Annotated in this window: 22 protein-coding genes and 2 tRNA genes; 10 read left to right on the forward strand and 14 right to left on the reverse strand. The window is 47.0% G+C overall.

Annotation, left to right across the window (positions count from 1 at the left end; all coding sequences use genetic code 11):
- Window positions 1-69: 69 nt before the first annotated feature.
- From B5G27_RS16155 to B5G27_RS16915, 12 genes are all read right to left on the reverse strand, one after another.
- Complete coding sequence (locus B5G27_RS16155) at window positions 70-219, reverse strand: hypothetical protein (protein ID WP_164488450.1); 150 nt, start codon at window positions 217-219, stop codon at window positions 70-72.
- Between the two features lie 13 nt (window positions 220-232).
- Entirely contained in the window at window positions 233-913 is a 681-nt protein-coding gene (pyrE, locus tag B5G27_RS10650; protein WP_087178851.1) for an orotate phosphoribosyltransferase, read from the reverse strand.
- 323 nt (window positions 914-1,236) lie between these two features.
- Window positions 1,237-2,139, reverse strand: a complete 903-nt coding sequence (locus B5G27_RS10655; protein ID WP_087178852.1) for a dihydroorotate dehydrogenase — start codon at window positions 2,137-2,139, stop codon at window positions 1,237-1,239.
- On the reverse strand, window positions 2,139-2,921 hold the full coding sequence (locus B5G27_RS10660; protein ID WP_087178853.1) for a dihydroorotate dehydrogenase electron transfer subunit: 783 nt from the start codon (window positions 2,919-2,921) through the stop codon (window positions 2,139-2,141). The genes B5G27_RS10655 and B5G27_RS10660 overlap by 1 nt, the downstream gene beginning before the upstream one ends.
- Before the next feature lie 62 nt (window positions 2,922-2,983).
- Window positions 2,984-3,910 (reverse strand): orotidine-5'-phosphate decarboxylase, encoded by a 927-nt coding sequence (gene pyrF, locus B5G27_RS10665; RefSeq protein ID WP_087178854.1) that lies wholly within the window; start codon window positions 3,908-3,910, stop codon window positions 2,984-2,986.
- Between the two features lie 236 nt (window positions 3,911-4,146).
- Window positions 4,147-4,671: a DUF4234 domain-containing protein gene (locus B5G27_RS10670; protein WP_087178855.1), complete on the reverse strand. Its 525-nt coding sequence runs from the start codon at window positions 4,669-4,671 to the stop codon at window positions 4,147-4,149.
- An 11-nt stretch (window positions 4,672-4,682) separates the two neighbouring features.
- Entirely contained in the window at window positions 4,683-5,150 is a 468-nt protein-coding gene (locus B5G27_RS10675) for a DUF2752 domain-containing protein (RefSeq protein ID WP_087178856.1), read from the reverse strand.
- A gap of 3 nt (window positions 5,151-5,153) precedes the next feature.
- The gene (locus B5G27_RS10680; protein ID WP_087178857.1) at window positions 5,154-5,834 is read right to left on the reverse strand and encodes a CD225/dispanin family protein; all 681 of its coding nucleotides are present in this window, start codon (window positions 5,832-5,834) and stop codon (window positions 5,154-5,156) included.
- 144 nt (window positions 5,835-5,978) lie between these two features.
- Window positions 5,979-6,599 carry an ECF transporter S component gene (locus tag B5G27_RS10685; protein WP_087178858.1) on the reverse strand — a complete coding sequence of 207 codons (621 nt, stop codon included), beginning with the start codon at window positions 6,597-6,599 and terminating at the stop codon, window positions 5,979-5,981.
- Between the two features lie 112 nt (window positions 6,600-6,711).
- On the reverse strand, window positions 6,712-9,423 hold the full coding sequence (locus tag B5G27_RS10690; RefSeq protein WP_087178859.1) for a translation factor GTPase family protein: 2,712 nt from the start codon (window positions 9,421-9,423) through the stop codon (window positions 6,712-6,714).
- A 99-nt stretch (window positions 9,424-9,522) separates the two neighbouring features.
- Window positions 9,523-10,398: a polysaccharide deacetylase family protein gene (locus B5G27_RS10695; RefSeq protein WP_242958293.1), complete on the reverse strand. Its 876-nt coding sequence runs from the start codon at window positions 10,396-10,398 to the stop codon at window positions 9,523-9,525.
- Window positions 10,399-10,965: 567 nt separating this feature from the next.
- On the reverse strand, window positions 10,966-11,142 hold the full coding sequence (locus tag B5G27_RS16915) for a helix-turn-helix domain-containing protein (protein ID WP_334293393.1): 177 nt from the start codon (window positions 11,140-11,142) through the stop codon (window positions 10,966-10,968).
- A 208-nt stretch (window positions 11,143-11,350) separates the two neighbouring features.
- Between B5G27_RS16915 and B5G27_RS10705 the strand changes: the two genes are divergently transcribed.
- From B5G27_RS10705 to B5G27_RS10750, 10 genes are all read left to right on the forward strand, one after another.
- Window positions 11,351-12,859: a hypothetical protein gene (locus tag B5G27_RS10705; protein ID WP_087178861.1), complete on the forward strand. Its 1,509-nt coding sequence runs from the start codon at window positions 11,351-11,353 to the stop codon at window positions 12,857-12,859.
- A 50-nt stretch (window positions 12,860-12,909) separates the two neighbouring features.
- Window positions 12,910-13,134 carry a hypothetical protein gene (locus tag B5G27_RS10710; RefSeq protein ID WP_087178862.1) on the forward strand — a complete coding sequence of 75 codons (225 nt, stop codon included), beginning with the start codon at window positions 12,910-12,912 and terminating at the stop codon, window positions 13,132-13,134.
- Window positions 13,135-13,234: 100 nt separating this feature from the next.
- Window positions 13,235-13,870, forward strand: coding sequence for a hypothetical protein (locus tag B5G27_RS10715; protein ID WP_087178863.1), 636 nt, complete (start codon window positions 13,235-13,237; stop codon window positions 13,868-13,870).
- A 537-nt stretch (window positions 13,871-14,407) separates the two neighbouring features.
- Window positions 14,408-14,833 carry a helix-turn-helix domain-containing protein gene (locus tag B5G27_RS10720; RefSeq protein WP_087178864.1) on the forward strand — a complete coding sequence of 142 codons (426 nt, stop codon included), beginning with the start codon at window positions 14,408-14,410 and terminating at the stop codon, window positions 14,831-14,833.
- Window positions 14,834-15,002: 169 nt separating this feature from the next.
- On the forward strand, window positions 15,003-15,422 hold the full coding sequence (locus B5G27_RS10725; RefSeq protein WP_087178865.1) for a hypothetical protein: 420 nt from the start codon (window positions 15,003-15,005) through the stop codon (window positions 15,420-15,422).
- Complete coding sequence (locus tag B5G27_RS10730) at window positions 15,400-15,942, forward strand: hypothetical protein (protein WP_087178866.1); 543 nt, start codon at window positions 15,400-15,402, stop codon at window positions 15,940-15,942. Before B5G27_RS10725 ends, B5G27_RS10730 begins: the two co-directional genes overlap by 23 nt.
- Complete coding sequence (locus B5G27_RS10735) at window positions 15,942-16,736, forward strand: FtsK/SpoIIIE domain-containing protein (RefSeq protein WP_087178867.1); 795 nt, start codon at window positions 15,942-15,944, stop codon at window positions 16,734-16,736. Before B5G27_RS10730 ends, B5G27_RS10735 begins: the two co-directional genes overlap by 1 nt.
- Window positions 16,720-16,920 carry a hypothetical protein gene (locus B5G27_RS10740; protein ID WP_087178868.1) on the forward strand — a complete coding sequence of 67 codons (201 nt, stop codon included), beginning with the start codon at window positions 16,720-16,722 and terminating at the stop codon, window positions 16,918-16,920. The genes B5G27_RS10735 and B5G27_RS10740 overlap by 17 nt, the downstream gene beginning before the upstream one ends.
- Before the next feature lie 271 nt (window positions 16,921-17,191).
- Window positions 17,192-18,061 carry a rolling circle replication-associated protein gene (locus tag B5G27_RS10745; protein WP_087178869.1) on the forward strand — a complete coding sequence of 290 codons (870 nt, stop codon included), beginning with the start codon at window positions 17,192-17,194 and terminating at the stop codon, window positions 18,059-18,061.
- Window positions 18,062-18,112: 51 nt separating this feature from the next.
- On the forward strand, window positions 18,113-19,414 hold the full coding sequence (locus tag B5G27_RS10750) for a tyrosine-type recombinase/integrase (protein ID WP_087178870.1): 1,302 nt from the start codon (window positions 18,113-18,115) through the stop codon (window positions 19,412-19,414).
- A gap of 69 nt (window positions 19,415-19,483) precedes the next feature.
- On the opposite strand, the gene B5G27_RS10755 is transcribed toward B5G27_RS10750, so the two are convergent.
- Window positions 19,484-19,557: transfer RNA gene (locus tag B5G27_RS10755), tRNA-Pro, on the reverse strand.
- Window positions 19,558-19,593: 36 nt separating this feature from the next.
- Window positions 19,594-19,665, reverse strand: a tRNA-Gln gene (locus B5G27_RS10760).
- Window positions 19,666-19,712 lie beyond the last annotated feature (47 nt).

The following is a 19,712-nucleotide window of genomic DNA, read 5'->3' on the forward strand; positions in this document are numbered from 1 at the left end:
ATATTCAGCCAACAAGGGACAGATCGTATTTGATCTGTCCCCCGTAACAGACTTGCGGATAACCCGCAGTCAAAATGTGATCTCTCTCTTATGTTTCAGCAGGCTGGCGCCGCTCACGATGGAAAGCACTCCCACCGTGATCCCTACGACCAGAACGATGATCCCTATGGCAATACTGCCTGCGCCGCTGTTCTTCATTGTAAGATATGCTTTTTCCATTGTATGCGCCTCCCTATTTTACTCCATATGTTTCATAGTATGTATCGATGGCTGCTTTTAATGTATCGTCAATGATAACTTTTCCTTTGTATTCTTTGTTGTACAGACACTCCACAACTTCTTCCATCGTCACGATGGCCGCTGTATCAAAACCGTACAGGTCTTTCACTTCGTCAAGCGCGCATTTCTCGCCGCCTTTTCCTACTTCCATGCGGTTCAGGGATACCATAAGCCCCACGATCTCCACGTCAGCCGCTCCCTTTACCTTCGGCACAGTCTCTTCCATGGACTTCCCGGATGTGGTCACGTCCTCGATCATGACAACTCTGTCCCCGTCTTTTAATTTACTTCCGAGGAAACTTCCCTTATCAGCGCCGTGGTCTTTTTCTTCCTTGCGGTCTGAACAATACCTCACTTCTTTTCCGTACAGTTCGCTATATGCGATCGCTGTAACGACGCTCAGCGGGATCCCCTTATATGCCGGCCCGAACAGTACGTCAAAATCATCCCCATATGTATTGTGAATCGCTTTTGCATAATACTCGCCCAGTTTTTTTAACTGAGAACCTGTCACATAACCTCCTGCATTCATAAAAAACGGAGACTTTCTTCCGCTCTTAAGCGTAAACTCTCCGAATTTCAACACATCGCTGTCCACCATGAACTCGATAAATTCTTTCTTATAGCTTTCCATTCCTGTAAAACCTCCTGTATTCTCATCACGCATCCGGACATGCAGATCGTGGATCGATTTCTAATTCTTTACAATTCTAACATAAGTCCCTGCTATTTTCAATGAAACATCGGAAAACCTTACTGCCACCTTACTGCCATCTGAATTGTCCACACAATTTCCCACTTCCATTTGTATCTCATATACAGCATAAAATCTTTTAAAGTCATAATCTTACGTAAAATACAGAAATAGCGGACAAAACCCTGTCCGCTATGCTCCTTATTATAGTGCACTGTAAATTGCCTCTATTCTTTCCTTATCTCAGCCTTATTCTATTTCATTTATTTCACGATCCCCACCATCTCAGCGACCGTCTCAAAGCCCTGTTCTTTCATATAATCTTCGATCCCGTCCACAATCTCCATCGTGACTGCCGGATCATAGAAATTCGCTGTGCCAACAGATACCGCGCTCGCTCCCGCGAGGATCATCTCAATGGCATCTTCCGCGGAAGCGATCCCGCCCATGCCGATCACAGGCACCTTTACAGCATTCGCCGCCTCATATACCATGCGCACCGCGATCGGATGGATCGCCGGGCCGGACACACCGCCGGTCCTGTTCGCCAGGAGGAATGTTTTTCTGCGGATGTCAATCTTCATCCCTGTGATCGTATTGATCAGCGACACCGCATCCGCGCCGCCGGCTTCCACCGCCTTAGCCATCTCAGCGATGCTGGTCACATTGGGGCTCAGCTTCATGATCACCGGCTGCTTTGCGTATTTCTTGACAGCCTTTGTGATCTTTTCCGCTGCCCCGGGATCCTGACCAAAGGCGATGCCGCCTTCTTTTACATTCGGGCAGGAGATATTGATCTCCAGCATATCCACATCCTCATCCGCCAGGCGCTCTACAACTTCGCAGTAGTCCTCCTCAGATTTTCCGCATACATTCACAATGATCTTTGAATCATACTGTCTGAGGAACGGGATATCCCTCTCGCAGAACACATCGATCCCCGGATTCTGCAGCCCCACTGCGTTCATCATACCGCCGTAAGTCTCCGCCACCCTCGGTGTCGGATTCCCTGCCCACGGGATGTTTGCCACACCTTTTGTCGTCACTGCCCCAAGCCGGTTCAGATCCACAAATTCCGCGAACTCCGCTCCCGAGCCAAATGTGCCCGAGGCGACTGTCACCGGATTTTTCCACTCTACACCCGCGATATTCACTCTCGTATCCATCAGATCTCCACCTCCGTTGACAGAAAGACCGGACCATCCTTACAGATCCTCTTATTATTGACATTGCTGTGGTGATCCTTCTCCTTTGTCTGGCAGACACAGGCAAGGCAGGCGCCGATCCCGCACGCCATCCTTTCCTCCAGAGAAAGATAGCATACAATATTATTTTTCTCAGCATATTCTTTAATTGCGCGGAGCATTGGAGTCGGTCCGCAGGCAAAGATCACATCCGCTTCCAGCCCGTTTTCCCGGATCGCGTCCATGACATTCCCCCTTGTCCCCACACTGCCGTCCTCAGTGGAAACATATACCTCACCATATTTTTCAAACTCATCTTTCAGGAATGTCTCTGCATCCCTGTATCCCATGATGATCTGTTTTTTCCCGCATTCCATCTGCTTCGCCAGCTCAAGGATTGGCGGCACCCCGATCCCGCCGCCCATGAGGAAGACCTTCTTTCCCGAAGCCTCCTTATACGGGAATCCATTTCCAAGGGGTCCGATCACCGGGATCGTGTCCCCTGCTTTCATCCTGGAAAACAGCTCGGTCCCTGTATTCTTCCCGGTCACCCGGTACACAACTCTGAGGCTGCTGTCCATTTTGTTAATCTCACATATACTGATCGGCCTCGGCAGGAGCCTGCTCCCGTCATTCGTATACATGGATATAAACTGTCCGGGCGCCGCTTCCTTTGCCGCGTCCGTTTTTATCCACATGCTGTAAATATCCCTGGCGATCATCTCCTGGGAAAGGATGACCGCATTTTCCTTCTTTCTTGCCATACGTGCTCCTTTTTTGAATATTCAGACGATTTACCCAAAAGGGGTCTGACCCCTTTCACTTTTTATTTACCGGCAAGTGCACTGCTAATATCTGCAATCATCGCTTCAACCGCCGCTCTCGACGCATCCCCGAAATTCTCTGCACCAAACTTTGAGTACGCCTCCTGCTTGTACGCAGCGATGATCCCTCGGGAGGAATTCACGATCGCGCCAAGTCCGTCCTCATTGAAGAAATGTACAAGGTCTTTTCCCTGTCCTCCCTGAGCGCCGTATCCCGGTACGAGGATATAGGATTTCGGCATGATCTTCCTGAGCACTTTTCCCATCTCCGGGTATGTAGCACCGACTACTGCTCCGATATAGCTGTACTCATCTCCCATACAGTCCGCGCCCCATTCAGCGACTTTCTCACCGACCAGCTCATACAGCGGGCGCCCGTCGATCAGGCGGTCCTGGAACTCCCCGCTGGAAGGATTGGATGTCTTAACAAGGATGAAAAGGCCTTTCTTTTCTTCTTTGCAGACCTCGATAAACGGTTTAACACCATCGGAACCAAGATAAGGGTTCACTGTCGCAAAATCCTCGTCAAACGGAACATATTCTTTGCTGCCTACCTTAACTTTTCCGAGATGTCCCACTGCGTATGCCGCTGATGTGGAACCGATATCTCCTCTTTTGATATCTCCGATCACCACAAGATCTTTTGACTTGCAGTAGTCTACTGTCTTCTTGAACGCTTCCACCCCTGGCACGCCGAACTGCTCATACATCGCGATCTGCGGTTTTACCGCAGGGATCAGGTCGTAAGTCTTATCCACGATTTCCTTGTTGAACTGCCAGATTGCTTCCGCAGCCCCCTCCAGAGTTTCTCCATACTCTGCAAATGCTTTATCCTGCACATGCTGCGGGATATAGCTGAGCATCGGATCCAGCCCGACAACAATGGGCGCTCCCGTCTTCCTGATTTTCTCTACTAATTTGTTGATCATTTTCATTTCCTCCATATTCACAGATAATTTCAGACCTCTTTTGTGCCATCCAATATACCACGCACACAGAAAAGAATACACCGCGGGGCGAAGCGGTGAAACCGCTTCGGATTGCACGAATGTGCAATCATTATACCATAAAAACCCCGGGGCAGGAAGCCTTTTGTATACAGGCTGCCCTGTCCCGGGGAACCAATTCTCTCGCCATTTCGCCCGCAAGATTGTTTATGCCGCTTTTATGCTGCTTTGTTCAGCGTATCCTGGATCAGGCAGTAACTGATAATGCTGAACCCGACAAGTCCCAGTATCAGATAAAGGATGCCTGAACTTCCATTCACTCCTTTGATCCTGTCGCACCGCTCTCCCATCTTATAGAGCCAGTACAGCCCATAGATCCCACAGGTAACGATTGTTAAGAGAAATACGATCCCGCCGGATGTTGCCTGAGGCTCGCCGGAAACAATATTCACCTCATCATTCAGCTTGATCATCCAGTAGATTCCATAGATCCCACACGTAATAAGGGTAAATATAATACACAACGGAATGCTCCTCGGAGTGATCCCAAACCGGGAAGCAGAATAATAGCCCGGCTGACCATAACCCCCGCCATTGTTATACTGCTGAAAATTGTTGTACTGTTGAGAATCATTGTACTGCTGAGAATCATTATACTGCTGCTGCGGAAGCGGTGTCCCACATTCCGGACAGAAGGCAGTATTATCATCACACTGCCTGTTACACTTCGGACATATTTTCATAATCTTCTCCTTTACAATATCTGCCAAAGCCCTTCCGGCGCCAGCAGCGTAAACGGAAATACAGGGATATTTCTCAACACACCGTACACCACTACGATCACCAGCACCCAGGTAAGGAACTTTACATTGATCTTCCTGTCTATATGATTTCCTCCCGTAACGACCCAATCCACCATCCGTGCTGCGATATACAGCCCTATCAGAGGAAGCAGGACCGTCATAAGAGGATTATAACAGAATGCCTCCAGGAATTGTCCGTGCAGGATCGAATAACACGCCCGCCCTGCCCCGCATCCCGGGCAGTACAGTCCCGTAACCTCATGGAACACACAGATCAGAGGAATATTCCCCGGTCCCATAAAATACAGGTACAGCGCCCCTGCGCAGGCCAAAGCCGCCGCACAGGCCGACAGGCCAAGCCTTGCCTTCCAGCTCTGCCGTATCCTGTCACCCAGTATCCTGCCTCGTTCCCACCTCATGATTTAATAATAATAGTAGTAAGAGCCGGCACCGCTCATCGCCGTGATCACCAGGAAAGCGATATTAGCGATAAGCCCTGCAACAACTGCCACAATGATCCAGATCTTTGCCGTTTTCGCTGCTTTCTTCGCCTCTTCCATATTCCCTGATGTCACTGCACTGTTGATCTTCGCAGAAAATACGATCGCAACGATACCAAACGGGATACAGCAGCAAAGCGTAGATATGATCGACACCACCAGATACGGAACCCAGTTCACGGTGTCGCCCTGACCCTGCTGGTATGACGGTGTATTCTGATAATTTCCATTCTGATAACCATTACTCTGACAACTGCTGTTCTGGTAATTGTTGTTCTGGTAGTTATTATTCTGGTAACTGTTGTTCTGATAGCTGTTATTCTGGCTGCTGTTTCCATAACTGTACGCTCCCTGATCCCCTGCGTTATAGGGATCCTGGTACGGTGCAGCAGACGCAGTCTGCGCAGTGTCTGCCGGCTGCTCATTTACCGTTTCTGCTGTCGTCTGTACAGCGTCTGCCGGCTGTTCATTTACCGTTTCTGCTGTCGCCTGCACAGCGTCTGCCGGCTGCTCACTCACCGATGCTGCTGTCTGCTCCGCTCCACAATATGGGCAGAATCTTGACCCTTCAGGAATTTCCTGATAACATTTCACACAATTCATCTTTCTTACCTCACTCTCATGATTGTTATAGGATATTAAGCCGTTTCATTAATAATACCATTGAACAAGGTAAAAAGTCACCAGAAAATTGTTAATTTTATCATTTTCCGCATTTTTTCGCATTTTTTAGCTGTCAATTTGCGGTCAATTTGCCATTTCATGTGAAGTTTTCGTCCTTGTCGCATGGATCATACCGGTCTTCAGAAGCACCGGGCGCAGCGCATTGTACAGCACACCCGCCAGCAGTACGGATACCACCGCATTGACAAATGTAGTCGCCGTGCTCCATTTCGCGAGGACCTCTGCCATCTGCTGCGGCTGTCCGAGGATATACTGCTTATAAAAATACCCTGCCAGCGGATCAGCGATCACATTAAATCCAAGCCCAGCTACTGACGCAATGGTGCTCCAGCGGAAGATATATTTTTTGTCCGTGCTCTCATTGATCTTTGCGAATCTGTGCGCTACGAGCCCTGTGATCAGGCCGATGCAGAGCTTCAGGACAAACGTCTTCGGAGCGCCAACGATATAGACCGGGTCAAGCACATCCGCGATCGTCATCCCCACCGCGCCTGCCAGTCCGCCGTACCAGCCGCCCAGTATGAGCGCCCCGAGCACGCAGAAGGTATTGCCGAGATGGAAGGACGTAGCGTCTCCCCCGGGCAGCGGTATCTTGATCTGCAAAAATGTAAATGACACAAAGCAGAGCGCTGCCATCAGCGCTGTCTGCGCAAGCTTTACGACCGTTTCATTTCTCTTTTCCATGTGCGTATCCTCTTTTCCTGTATGATACAGGTATATTAGCACCGGCGTGGTCATATTAAAATGTCCAGTTATGAGTTTTTTATGCAGGCCAGTTTGCAGGCCAATTCAGACCTTACTCCTTCCCCAGGCGTACGCGTTCCATTTCTTCCGCATCCTCTTCCCCCAGATGGTCAAACAGATAATGCCTGAGTCCCTCTCCTCTTCCCAGATGCTCTTCACGCAATTCCTTTCTCGCAAGCTCCACTTCTTCCTTCAGCCCTGCCGCTGACATCCTCCGGGCTCCCTGCCCCAGGATGATCACCTGCTCCAATGCATCCGAAGTGGCAACCGTCACTTCGTGTTTCCGCGAGATCCGCCTCACAGTCTTTTCAATATACTGATCCGCCGTCTCCGCCTCTCTCGTATAGACAATGTGGATATTGTGATACCGCGCCACTTCCCCCGGATTTCCTTCCACCTTGTACGCGTCAAAGACAAGGATCAGCGTACACTTCCGGTACCCCTGATAATCGCACAGGATATCCGCCAGCTTTCCTCTCGCCGCCGCAAGATCCGTTTCTGACAGTTCCCGCAGGTCATCCCACGCAAAGATGATATTATAGCCGTCCACAAGAAGATACTCTTCCCAGTTTCCTTTCTTTTTTCCTGACCTGCCCGTCTGCATCCCACTTTTTCCTGATACATCCTCACTTTGCGCAGACACAGTCACCGGACGGCTGCTCACACTTCTCTTCACAGGGTCCGGCGTGCGCACATAGATCGCATCCAGTTCATCCTGCGTCAGCTCGATCGTACGCCTTGCCGGTTTGATAACCGGAACAGGCGGAAGCTCCTGGCCGGAAGGAGTTTCTCTCACACCGCTCTCCACATGCATATGCTCTTCCACCTCATACCAGGGCACGATAATCCCTGCGCCATGAGAACAGAAGACGGAATCCGCGGTATTTTCCACATCCATATCCGGGTCATAGCCGATCCGCGCAGCTGCTTCTTCACTGTTGTGGCAGACATCATACCCCCTGACCGTACAGAACATCCTGCCAAACCCGCCTGTGTATGCGGCGAATTCCTTCTGGTATCCCCGCATTTCCGACACCGGGGCGCTGCCCGTGAGCACTGCCTGCCCATTCTCAGCCTCAGGTCCTTCAAAGCTGCCGCTCATCCTCTGGATATCCGACATCGCCCTTCCTACATTCTCCATGGGCAGCTCCATACGGAACTCATAATAGGGCTCCAGCAGGATACTCTCCGCCTTCCTCAGCCCCTGGCGGACCGCCCGGTAGGTCGCCTGCCGGAAATCCCCGCCCTCCGTATGTTTCTGATGCGCCCGCCCGGTCAGCAGGGTGATCCGCATATCTGTCACGGCAGACCCGGTCAGGACGCCTTTGTGCTCCCGCTCTTCCAGATGTGTCAGGATCAGCCTCTGCCAGTTCCGGTCCAGGACATCCTCACTGCACTCCGACAGGAACTGCATCCCCGAGCCCCTCTCTCCCGGTTCCAGGAGGAGATGTACCTCGGCGTAATGCCTGAGCGGTTCAAAATGTCCCACGCCTTCCACAGGAGCTTTGATCGTTTCTTTATAAACGATCTTCCCCTCTCCGAATCCGATGAGCACGCCGAAACGCGCCTTCACCATCTGCTGGAGGACTTCTGTCTGGACCTCGCCCATGAGCTGGATATGGATCTCAGCCGTCTCCTCCGCCCACACCACATGCAGCTGCGGGTCTTCTTCCTCGATCTGACGCAGATCCCTCAGCATGGTGTGCACATCGCACCCGTCAGGCAGTTCGATCCGGTAAGTGAGCACCGGCTCCAGCACCGGCAGGTCGGATGCCTCTTCACAGCCGATCCCCTGTCCCGGATGCGTCTCCTCCAGCCCGGTCACCGCACACACGCTCCCCGCCTGCACTTCCTGGACCAGCTCATATTTCTCTCCGGAATAGATCCGGATCTGATTGACCTTGCCCGAAACATCCGGAAGAATCTCCTTCACCTTCAGGGCGCCCCCTGTCACCTTAAGCCAGGTCAGCCTGTTCCCCTGGCTGTCGCGTGATATTTTGTATACTTTTGCTCCGAACCCCGGCCCGTATACAGGGCTGGGCGAGAGCTCCGCGATCCCGTCCAGAAGCTCTGTGATCCCCTCTGCCCTGAGGGCAGAACCGAACCAGCAGGGGAAGACTTTTCTCGCCGCCACTGCCCTTCGCAGCGCCTCTTTCCCGACAGCCCCCGTCTCCAGATATTCTTCCAGCATCGCTTCCTCGCACACCGCCATGTTCTCCGTCTTCTCTTCATCACCGGCATAGATGCTTTCCATATCCGCGCAGCCTTCGCTGAGTCTTTCTCTCAGCTCTTCCATAAGGCCTTCCCTGTCCGCATCATCCCGGTCCATCTTATTGACAAAAAGAAACACCGGGATCCCATACCGCTTCAAAAGCTTCCAGAGCGTCATGGTATGGCTCTGCACACCGTCCGCCGCGCTGATCACGAGCACCGCACAGTCCAGCACCTGGAGCACACGTTCCATCTCCGCAGAAAAATCCACATGCCCCGGCGTGTCAAGGAGAGTCACCTCCATATCCCGCCACTGAAACATCGCCTGCTTAGAAAAGATCGTGATGCCGCGCTCACGCTCCAGTTCATATGTATCGAGGAACGCATCCCCGTGGTCGACCCGCCCCATACTGCGGAGCCTGCCGCTCAAATAAAGCATCCCCTCTGACAGTGTTGTCTTGCCCGCGTCTACATGGGCGAGGATGCCGATATTTAAGTGCTTTTGCTTCTGCCCTGTTGTCTTATCTGCTTTATAATCAGACGTATTTCCCATAGAAAATACCCCTTTCTGTCTATCATTATGCATCCATAATCATAGCACAGAAAAGGGTATAAGTCGATAAAGCATTGTCTCCGCGCTTTTTGCTTTTCTTCAGTTCTTCACCGCATGGTGGGAGACAAAACTTTCCCTGTCAATGGCGCGGAACTCATATCCACGCTCTTTATAGTAATCAATGACCGCAGGCAGTGCGTCCACTGTCGCACTCTTTGTCGACGAATCATGAAAGAGTATCATCACATGGCTGTACCGTTCTGTGACTGACCTGCTTTTGATCTCTTCGGTGCCGGCTCCGCTCCCATCCCCGCTGTCCACATTCCAGTCATAATACTGGTAGCCTTTTTCCATGACCTTTTCTGTCAGCCTTGACATGATCCCCTGAGAATATTTTGCCGACACTTCATTGGATGAACCGCCCGGGAACCTTATGAGATAAGGCACGAACCCGATCTGTTCCTCTGCGGTCTTCCCCACTTTTTCCAGATCTTTAAAATAAGCTTCCTCAGATGCATAAACTTCCGAATAGTTATGAGAATATGTATGCAGACCTATGGTATGTCCCTCTTCATAGGCCTTTTTGATCAGAGGTCTGTGTTCCTCATCTGCGCCTGTGATAAAAAAAGTTGCCTTCGCATTATATTCTTTGAGTATATCAAGTATCTTCTGCGTATTTTCAGAAGGGCCGTCATCAAATGTCAGATAGACGATCTTCTCATCCCGATCCGGCTCCAGAGTCCCTGCCGGCACACCGGGTTTCAGGGAAAGAGACTCTTTTCGGGCTATCCTTGCTTCCTCTTCTGCCCTTTCCGCCGCCTCCTCAGCCTTCTGCGCTGCTTCAGCCCGGGCTCTTTTCTCTGCGCTCTCTTTACTTTCCGCAATCATACAGAATACTGTGCCTCCGATCACAAAAAACACCAGACCGCACAGCAAAATCTTATACCAGTTGTAACTGGTTTTTTTCTTACGCATTTCCCTCTCCTCATTGTGTAAAAGATTTTTCGTTCAGTTATCCCCCAGTTTCTTCTACACCTGATTATAGGAAGCATTTCTTAATATAAGCGCAAATTCTCTTTAAATATTATTAACTTTTTATGACAGGTTCTCGAACACTGAATAGATTCTTAACAAAATTCTTAACACCTTACCCATACAAGAAAACCGGGCATTGCAGGATCTTCTGCAATGCCCGGTTTTCCGCCGTTTTCTGGAATCGGAGTGACAGGATTCGAACCTGCGGCCTCTACGGTCAACGAACAACGCATTTACGGGCTTTGCGAGGTGTGATTTTAAGAAACTTAAGTAAAACTTAAATAAATGTAGCAAAAGGTTAATAAAACAAGCGACCACATAGACCGGAAAAGGAAAGGAGAATCTGAACATATGCACTTAAGGTTGCTTAAGATAATTTCATGTAATATTTAAAGACCTGTCAACCTTTTACCGTAGGCACTTGCGTAGCAAATGAGGATTGACAGGGAAATAGGAGATATAATAATTCAAGGGGATAATGCCAGTTTTTTGGAATTATCCCCTTGTTTACTCTTGAACTTTTATAAATTCTATGACATCGTTCGGCGTACATTCTAGTATCTCGCACAATCTTTCCAATGTCGCGGTAGTAATATGTTTGTTGTGCTTTAAATTATAGACTGTCTTGGATTGTACATGATGTTTTTCAATCAATGCATATGTTGTAATGCCCTTTTCTTTCATTGTGTTCCACAGTGGTTCATAAGAGACTATATCGCTCCGCCTTTCTCTGCCTCTATTCTAAGGGCTAAAAATATGCTTGAATATACCGATTAGAATCGGTATAATGATTCTTGGATTATTGTATGTACTCACGATAAAAAATGCCTTTATTAGGCAATTAGTTTTGTGAGATGGTATTATTTCTAAAAGGGAATAGGAGGAATGTACATTGAAAAGAAAAATGATTGCATTCGCGCTTACCGCGCTAATGACGGTCTCAATGATTGGGGGATGTGGAAACAATGAAGATTCAGAATCCTCAGAGATGTCAGAAGCAATAGCGGACATGACTACGGAACAATCCATGACTGTGATTCAGAACAAAGCGGCACCGTTGTCTGACTTCCTTTCAGAGGTAGAGCCGGACACCGGGTATTCCGTAAAGACCGTGACCCTTGACTACGATAAAACATCGGTCGCGATCGACACGGACGGGGAACTGCCGGAACCGGGAAAAGGTGACACGTTCACCGTAGCAAAGACAGAGGGCGCGACAACACTCATGAGCGGGAAGAACGTGCCGAATGTCTCCCTCACATTCTCGGAAGTGACGGACAAAGCCAAAGACCTGGCGATCACCTTTGACTTGGAAAACAGCAAGGGCACGAAAGGCACCGCCGAGGCGGTTGTCCCGGTGACGGTCGTGCCGGAAGCCGTGTCTGAGGTGGCTGACCTGACAAAGAACCTGAAACTGTCTCAGGACTTGAAAGAGTATGATTTCGACGTCTATGCGTCCAATATCCAGCAGGAAGCCGGAGAGGACAGCAACATCAAGTCCGTCACCGTCAAAGAGGACAACGTGGACTTCGGAAAACCGGGGCATTATGAGGTGACCTATGAAGTGACCTTCAAAGAGCCTGTCAAAGTGGAGACGCCGGACACTTCCGATGACAAAACGGATGCACCGGATAGCGGGACAGAGGGTTCCGATGGCAAAACGGATGGTTCCGATAACAAAGACAGCGGTTCCGATAACGGGACAGGCACTTCTGATGACAAAATGGACGGTTCCGATGACAAAGGCAGCGGTTCTGACGTAGGTTCCGTGGATATCCCCACAGATGTGGAAGTCGTGGACAAAGACGAGGAGAAAGACCTCGGGGATGACGTGATCAAAGACAACGTGAAGCCGGGAGAGAAACCGGCGGACGATGAGAAAGAGACCGATGACGGGAAGACCGAAGAAGACAAAGGGACGGATGACGGGAAGACGGAAGAGACCGGTTCTTCTTCCGGTGGTTCCGCTTCTGGCGGCTCTGGTTCCTCTTCCGGCGGCTCATCCGGTGGAAGCTCTGGTTCATCTGGAGGTTCATCCGGTGGTTCTGGTTCTTCCGGCGGCTCTGACGGTTCATCTGGTGGATCTGGAGGTTCTTCTGGCGGCGGGGGATCGACTACACCGCCCCATGTTTGTAGCTGGACACCACATACTGCAACACGCTGGCATGAGAACTGGGTGACAGTATATGACCATACAGCAGATGTGGTTTGTGAGTGCGGTGCTGTGTTTGGAGACGGTGTAGGTTTTAAAGAGCACGCTTACCAGCATGCAATTGCAGGAGATGGGATAGATGGCTCACAGACAAAACCTTGTACCCATACTCATTCAGAAGACCAGGGCTGGAATGAGACCTATACAGATTATTACTATTGTTCCTGCGGCGCTACAAAGCCTGCATAGGACAAGCTTCAGGAGGACGGGGGTTTCCCTGTCCTCCATAAGGAGGAAATATGGGACAGAAAGCATTATCCTTTTCCATCGAGGGAGGGTTTGTCACCAACTTAGCCCGGGAGTGGCTGTTTGACGGGAAATTCCAGAAAGCCGTTGACCTGCTTGATTCCTGTACCCAGTCAGACGACCTGACGGAGGCGGAACAGGCACAACTGGTTTGGAAGATTCTGGACGGAACCTGTGACATCGTGGGGATATATCCGGGAGAGGATTATAAAAGATAAGAACCTATATCTCGGAATTTTAAAAGGAGATGATAGCGGCAATTAACACTTTAAATTTTACCCTAAGATAAAAATATTTAAAACACATAGGAGATAGGATATGAATAAGCAAGAAATTTTAAACTATTTAGCAGAAAAGAAAAGAATAACCGCCCCCGTTGCAATAGCAGAAGATAACGCTAATAAAGCTGAACGTAATTATGAAAAAGCTACAAAAAAATGGAAGGCAGGAATCATTGTATTGGGAGTTTGTTTTGCATTTTGGTTTGTTTGTGGGTTACTCATTGTACATGATACAAATTTATTTTATCTCGACCGCAATGGCTCACCACAAATTGGAGGGCTTGGTGGTTCACTCCTCTTCGGCGCACTCCTCGCTATTGTACTCTACATGAAACAGAACCGCTATGTAAAACCCGCAGACCATAAACTCGCAGAAGCACTTAGCGCATTGGAACAGGCAAAAAGCAATCCTGCCTATCAAAACGGAGCGAAAGATTTTCCGGCAAAGTTTTATAATTATTATGACATTTACCATCTTTGGAATTTTATCAATGAGGGACGCGCTGACAGCCTGAAAGAAGCATACAACTTATTAGAAACACATCAATTCCAACAGGATCAAATGGCGATTCAGGAAGAAATCAGACGTTTACAGCAGGATACCGCAACAGCATCAACAGTAACTGCGGCGGCATCAGTTGTAAATGCGGTAAACTCATTCAGGAAGAAATGAGACCTCGCCAGGACACTTTCAGGATAAACCCTACATCTACGGCAACATTAGAAGAGACTTTGCTACATGAACATATGGAAAACGGGATTCAAAGAATTCTTGCCAAATTAGATGTGGTTATGGTCGAAAATTTTTCAAATTTTTCAAATATAAAGAGGCGGGGCACCCCACCTCTTTTTACTTCTAAAAATTCTTAAATTCTAATTTTTCAAAATTTTAAATTCATCCCCCCGAGTTTTGCATACGCAAAACTCTTTTTTCTTGGGGCTTTGCCCCAAACCCCTCAAAATTTATGAAAAGATAAATCATATCTTCTTTTCATTTTCATCTCTCTATATGTAAAGTTGCATAAAAAATTTTTTTTGTCAAGAGGCTCTTGGAAAAATTTATAAAGATTTAATATATCCGCACAGTGATTGAGGTACATGTACAGCGGTATTTTTTGCATCTCCACAGTTGCAAATGTGGAGATTTTATATATATCCAAAAATAAAAAGAAAGGTCAAGATATGATGCGCATCATATGAGGGAACTCATATGAAAAACGAAAAAATCAGTAGAACAGAATTACAGAAACGAATCCGAGAACATCTCTACGCTCGGCGAAAAGAATTAAAACTCAAACAAAGAGAAATTGCTCAAATGCTTGGTAAATCAGAAAAAACTTATCAACGATGGGAGTCAACTGGAAAGGGACTGACTGATATTTTAGAGGTACTGGAAGTATTTCGAAAATTAAAATTTTCGACGTTCGAAATGGTCGATGTGTTAGGACTCCCGCCGATTGAACTGGATGAAATCAAAGAAAGGTATCAAGATGAGGCTATCCTGACAAGTATAAGAGAAAGCAGTATCTATATCTATCTGCGTGACAACTGTTCCGGTGTGAATGATGTCCTGCTGGAAAAGTTGCTTGATGTTATTACTGATGAGCGGTTAAAACGGCGCCGGAATAAGAAGTGAAAGTCTCCCATTGGTTGAGGTATAAAATAGAAAATCCCTCCAATTTAGCGGATTTTTTAAGACTTATAATTGTTATGATAACAGCGTACCGGGTAGAGCTCACACGGACGGAAACAAAAAACGCATGATTGGACGCGGGCTTATCAGCCCGCGGGAAAGGAGAAAACATATGAAAGCAGAGAAAAGCGACAATATCAAGAAGAATTATCAGGAGATAAGCGTTAAAGAACTGTTGGCGATGTCGGCAGTACAGGAGGCGATCAAAAAATATGTAGCAGTCCCGGAAAAGATATTGATCAAAGGGGCGCGAAGTCCATACCAAAATCCAGATACCAAACTCGTCACTCAGAAAATCGAGGGGCTGAGCGGCACGTCTATCATGGATGCAACGGCGGTTGGGTTTACATTGGTCGGCATGGAGTTGGATTCCAAAAATGCAATCAACAAAATGTACCGTATCGTGGAATATACAGTGGGCCTGGAAGCTAATATGAGCGGTGGAAAATTTGGCGGGTACTCCGCGACAGGACTCAAATTATTAGTGACTAAAATGGAGGAAGTGCGAAATGGAGAGAATGAAAACGCTTAAACTCAGGACTGACGGGGCGGCTGTCACAGCCGCTAAACAATTAGTATTATCCATAGCGTTATTATTTACAATTTTTCCCTTTGTGGTGCTTGTTTGGAGTGGCTCAACAGTTACTCCAGACATTCAAAAAATGTTAAGTAATATGTCTCTTGCGGGCGTCTGCGCATTGACGGTTTTTTCCTTGATGTTGGTTTTGTTATCGAGGTATTCTCCTGTTAAAAGACTGGCAATCCGTAAGAAATTGATGCTATTCACAAAATTATTTATCAAATCTGAAAATGATGGAACAATAGAACATTCTGTCACATGGAAATATGCAATCAAAGGGAAGAAAATTGTTATTGATCTATATCCCAATGGATTAATCAGAGATACAGCCCTTATCGGGAGGCAACTGTCGCAATATATTGGAGAAAACTTACTGGAATACGAGGAAACAGATGGCAAGTCGAGATATGTATACGGAGAATATCCCTCACGTTATGATGGGATAGAACTGCTGAGAGAGGGGGTATTGTAATGGCAGGAAAATATATACCGGGGTTGAATTATGCTCCGATTCCGATATACGGCGAAATATCATGGCACATTACAAACGAGGGGATACACATGTTGAACACTGCTCCCAGCGGGTCGGGGAAAACAATGTATCTGAATTATCTTATGGGGATGCTTTTGAAAAATCAGCACAGAGTATATGTGGTAGATGCAAAAAACTCATCATTTGGCATGCTTGCCAGACATATTGGTGTCCAAGTTGCGGCAAATACTGATGAAATCATTCAATTACTTACTGCGCTCGTCTGTGAGATGGAAGAAAGATATTCTAAATATTTTTCTGTGGCTGGAGCTGATATAGATGCGAATTTTGCCACATTAGGACTGGAGGGACATTTTCTGATTTTTGACGAGGTGCTTTCTGCTCTCAGCGCTGCTGGGAAAAAAGAAAAAGCGGAAATTGAAAGACTGCTGGAGCAATTAGCGTTAAAGGGCAGAGCCGCCGGTTTTGGATTGGTTTTGTCCGCACAAAAACTGAATGCAACTGATTTGCCGAAAGCTATCACCGAACAATGCCAGACGCGCATTATCTTAGGCAAGGTTGTATCTGACGAGACGTTCCATCAATCCACGGGGTTGTACAAAAAGGACTTGGCGCATGCGTATCGCGGCGGAGTTGGAAAAGGTTATGCGGTTACACCGCAATCAGGAATATCCTATATTGAGACACCGCTAATGCCGCATAACTCCAGAGACTATATTTCGTTGCTCAAAGAATTGAGGGACAGGGGGACACCGTATGGAGAAGGTCGCTAAAATATTATATGCCATTGATTTGGACAGTGGGGAGACACGTATTGTAAGCACGGACAAGCGTCAGATGGCGCGGTGGTATGCCTTAGATTATCTTAAGGATAAGCCTCAGTTAACAGACAAAGGCTACATGGCAGTTGTGTCTGAGGGCTATTATTTCACTCCGACTTTCCGTAAACGGAAATGATAAATAACTCCTTGTGTCAGATGTAAGTGTGGTATGTGGGAATCGCATACTGTATATCTGGTCATTGTGTATAGTGGAGCACGCGCTTGGGGTGGCTTGCCATCCCAAGCACAGCGCGCTCTGCGGATACGCAACGACTGGATGTATGAATATGTGATTTATGCGTACTGCACGGATGTAGGATAAAAGGCATAATATCACATTGCCTACTTGACAAAAGGCAATGTTGTGACGTAAGGCATCAGAAAACAATATTAATGGAGTTGTATGTATGAGAATTGAAGTAAATCCAGAAGATTATTTTCAGGAATATAATCGTAAAACAGTTGACTTTGGCAATGGCAAGGTTGAAATAGTGGCTTACCATTCTCCACAGTTGAAATATCTCGGAAATAACCGCAGTTCAGCTTTGCCTGCTAAAAAGCCGGTACTGTCAGACCAGGCACAGGAAGAACGGACGCGTAAACAGATATATGCTATCAGACGGCGTATAAAGTGGTATGCACTGGCAAATGATTTCCGTTGGTTTGTCACCTTAACATTTGACCCCGAAAAACTGGACAGCTTTAATTTTGATATCGCAAAAAAGGCACTTTTGAAATGGTGTCGTCTTATGCGAGACAGATATAAGCGGTTTGATTATCTTATTATTCCGGAGCTACATAAGTCGGGGGCTGTCCATTTCCACGGATTGCTGGGGGATGTATCTGCAAACTTTGTAGAGGCAACACATCCGCGGACAGGTAAGCCTTTGATTAGACATGACAGGCAGGTCTACAATCTGGCGGATTGGGAGTATGGATTCACGGATTGCGAACAGATAGAGAGTCCCGAAAAAGCGGCATCATATATCACAAAGTATGTGACCACCGCGCTGTTGACAAACAAAGAAATGTACAACAAAAAAAGATATTTTAATTCGCAGGGATTACATAAACCGGAAGTGGTTTATGAGATGAAAAATAATGAGGAATTAAATGATTTCACGCCCAATTTTGGCGTGATTGCTACGGATGGAAGCGGGAAAAACATTATAGATACAGGTATCTACAACTTGGAAAAACATGCGGAAACAGGTGAATTGACTCAAAGCAATACAGATTATCTTCTGATCGCTAAAAAGCAGTTGCCGATTCAGTGACGACCGAAAGCGGCAGAGATAAATTTTAAGAGAAAGGAGGGTGCGGTTCACATGAAAAAACTTGATATATGCGAGATAAAAGTTCTGAATCGCACTCTCCGCGAGCAGATAAGATTGGTAAAATCATTGATTCTGGACCTGGAGAATGGTAAAATTGATTCGGCATATGTTCAGATAATGATTGAAATGAACAAAAATGAAATTTTAAAAATCCACAAAAGGAAGTTTAAATACTGGCAAGGCAAAAACGGTAACTGGAATACATATTTCCCGCAAGAAAATGTTGAGCCGCCATATGGGAGGTTGGTAAGCAGGGTAAGTCAGGAGAGATTGGATAAAGCAATCATTGACTATTACATTAAAGAGGACAAAACGATTATTGTACCGACATTTCGCCAGATGTATGAGAAATGGAGAGAAACAAAGAATCTGGAACTTAGCGACAATTCGATTTTGCGATATGATTCTGATTATAAGAGATTCTTTGCAAATTCTGATTTTGAGAATCTCCCGATAAATCAGATTAACGAAAATACCATAAAAAAATTTATGCTGGAAAGCATACGGAAGCAGAATCTGTGCCGTGAAGCCTGTAAAAAAATGTTCAGTTGCGTCAAGAATACCGTGAAATGTGCGCGCATTGAAAAAGTCATAACGGATAATCCTGTTGAATTTCTTGAATTAAAGCAATTTACAAGGCACTGCGTGGAAAATGAAAAGCCTATTGAAGAGCAGGTTTTCAATGACAGTGAACTTCGAATGATTCAAAGGGGGTTGGATGAATTGTACGGCGATAAGCCTGAGTTTATCCCTCGTTACGGTGTCGAGATGTCTTTGCTGACGGGTATGAGAGTCGGCGAGATTGCCTCTCTAAAGTGGGAGGATATTCATGATGAATATATCTATATACATACATCTATCAAGCATAACCGTCTTAAAAACGAATTTCACGTTGGCGCGACAAAGACAAAGAAGTCCAGACAATTTCCCATGTGTGACGAAATAGAGGCTCTTCTGAAGCGGATTAAAAATGTTCAGGAGGAATATGGCTGTGTCAGTGAGTTTGTTTTCACAGATGGGAGAGGCGGCTATATCAATGGTCAGCGAATCAGTGACTGTATGAAACGGTTGACAAACTATCTGGGAATACATGGTGGAGGAATTACCGCACTGAGAAAGACAATCAATTCCAATTTAAGACGGAACGGTGTTCCGGTAACGACTGCGGCGAGCATGCTCGGACACACAGAAGAGGTTAATAATAAGTATTATACTTATGATACTTCTAATCTCTCAGAAAAACAAAAAATTATCAAAGACAGAAATTCTAAAGTTACTGCATTGGTTGGGTGACCTTAAGTAAACTTAAGTAGATTTCCTATCTTTGATAATCCTCAAAAACCCCGTAAAATAAAGAAAAAATCGGAGTGACAGGATTCGAACCTGCGGCCTCTACGTCCCGAACGTAGCGCTCTACCAAGCTGAGCCACACTCCGATAAAATAGGGAACTTGCTGTCCGGCAAATTCCCAGCTACGGAAAAGGGACTTGAACCCCTACTAACAGAGTCAGAGTCTGCTGTGCTGCCAATTACACCATTCCGCATTATCTGTTGCCCGCTCTCGCAAGCAACATGGTTATTATATCAGACT

This window comes from Lachnoclostridium sp. An76, from assembly GCF_002161355.1.
In the GTDB taxonomy this organism is placed as follows: Bacteria; Bacillota; Clostridia; order Lachnospirales; family Lachnospiraceae; genus Mediterraneibacter; species Mediterraneibacter caccavium.

Excerpts from the sequence above, each read along its gene's own strand:
- B5G27_RS16155 (WP_164488450.1), bottom strand. The coding sequence starts at position 219 with ATGGAAAAAGCATATCTTACAATGAAGAACAGCGGCGCAGGCAGTATT.
- pyrE (WP_087178851.1), bottom strand. The coding sequence starts at position 913 with ATGGAAAGCTATAAGAAAGAATTTATCGAGTTCATGGTGGACAGCGAT.
- B5G27_RS10655 (WP_087178852.1), bottom strand. The coding sequence starts at position 2,139 with ATGGATACGAGAGTGAATATCGCGGGTGTAGAGTGGAAAAATCCGGTG.
- B5G27_RS10660 (WP_087178853.1), bottom strand. The coding sequence starts at position 2,921 with ATGGCAAGAAAGAAGGAAAATGCGGTCATCCTTTCCCAGGAGATGATC.
- pyrF (WP_087178854.1), bottom strand. The coding sequence starts at position 3,910 with ATGATCAACAAATTAGTAGAGAAAATCAGGAAGACGGGAGCGCCCATT.
- B5G27_RS10670 (WP_087178855.1), bottom strand. The coding sequence starts at position 4,671 with ATGAAAATATGTCCGAAGTGTAACAGGCAGTGTGATGATAATACTGCC.
- B5G27_RS10675 (WP_087178856.1), bottom strand. The coding sequence starts at position 5,150 with ATGAGGTGGGAACGAGGCAGGATACTGGGTGACAGGATACGGCAGAGC.
- B5G27_RS10680 (WP_087178857.1), bottom strand. The coding sequence starts at position 5,834 with ATGAATTGTGTGAAATGTTATCAGGAAATTCCTGAAGGGTCAAGATTC.
- B5G27_RS10685 (WP_087178858.1), bottom strand. The coding sequence starts at position 6,599 with ATGGAAAAGAGAAATGAAACGGTCGTAAAGCTTGCGCAGACAGCGCTG.
- B5G27_RS10690 (WP_087178859.1), bottom strand. The coding sequence starts at position 9,423 with ATGGGAAATACGTCTGATTATAAAGCAGATAAGACAACAGGGCAGAAG.
- B5G27_RS10695 (WP_242958293.1), bottom strand. The coding sequence starts at position 10,398 with ATGCGTAAGAAAAAAACCAGTTACAACTGGTATAAGATTTTGCTGTGC.
- B5G27_RS16915 (WP_334293393.1), bottom strand. The coding sequence starts at position 11,142 with ATGAAAGAAAAGGGCATTACAACATATGCATTGATTGAAAAACATCAT.
- B5G27_RS10710 (WP_087178862.1), top strand. The coding sequence starts at position 12,910 with ATGGGACAGAAAGCATTATCCTTTTCCATCGAGGGAGGGTTTGTCACC.
- B5G27_RS10715 (WP_087178863.1), top strand. The coding sequence starts at position 13,235 with ATGAATAAGCAAGAAATTTTAAACTATTTAGCAGAAAAGAAAAGAATA.
- B5G27_RS10720 (WP_087178864.1), top strand. The coding sequence starts at position 14,408 with ATGAAAAACGAAAAAATCAGTAGAACAGAATTACAGAAACGAATCCGA.
- B5G27_RS10725 (WP_087178865.1), top strand. The coding sequence starts at position 15,003 with ATGAAAGCAGAGAAAAGCGACAATATCAAGAAGAATTATCAGGAGATA.
- B5G27_RS10730 (WP_087178866.1), top strand. The coding sequence starts at position 15,400 with ATGGAGAGAATGAAAACGCTTAAACTCAGGACTGACGGGGCGGCTGTC.
- B5G27_RS10735 (WP_087178867.1), top strand. The coding sequence starts at position 15,942 with ATGGCAGGAAAATATATACCGGGGTTGAATTATGCTCCGATTCCGATA.
- B5G27_RS10740 (WP_087178868.1), top strand. The coding sequence starts at position 16,720 with ATGGAGAAGGTCGCTAAAATATTATATGCCATTGATTTGGACAGTGGG.
- B5G27_RS10745 (WP_087178869.1), top strand. The coding sequence starts at position 17,192 with ATGAGAATTGAAGTAAATCCAGAAGATTATTTTCAGGAATATAATCGT.
- B5G27_RS10750 (WP_087178870.1), top strand. The coding sequence starts at position 18,113 with ATGAAAAAACTTGATATATGCGAGATAAAAGTTCTGAATCGCACTCTC.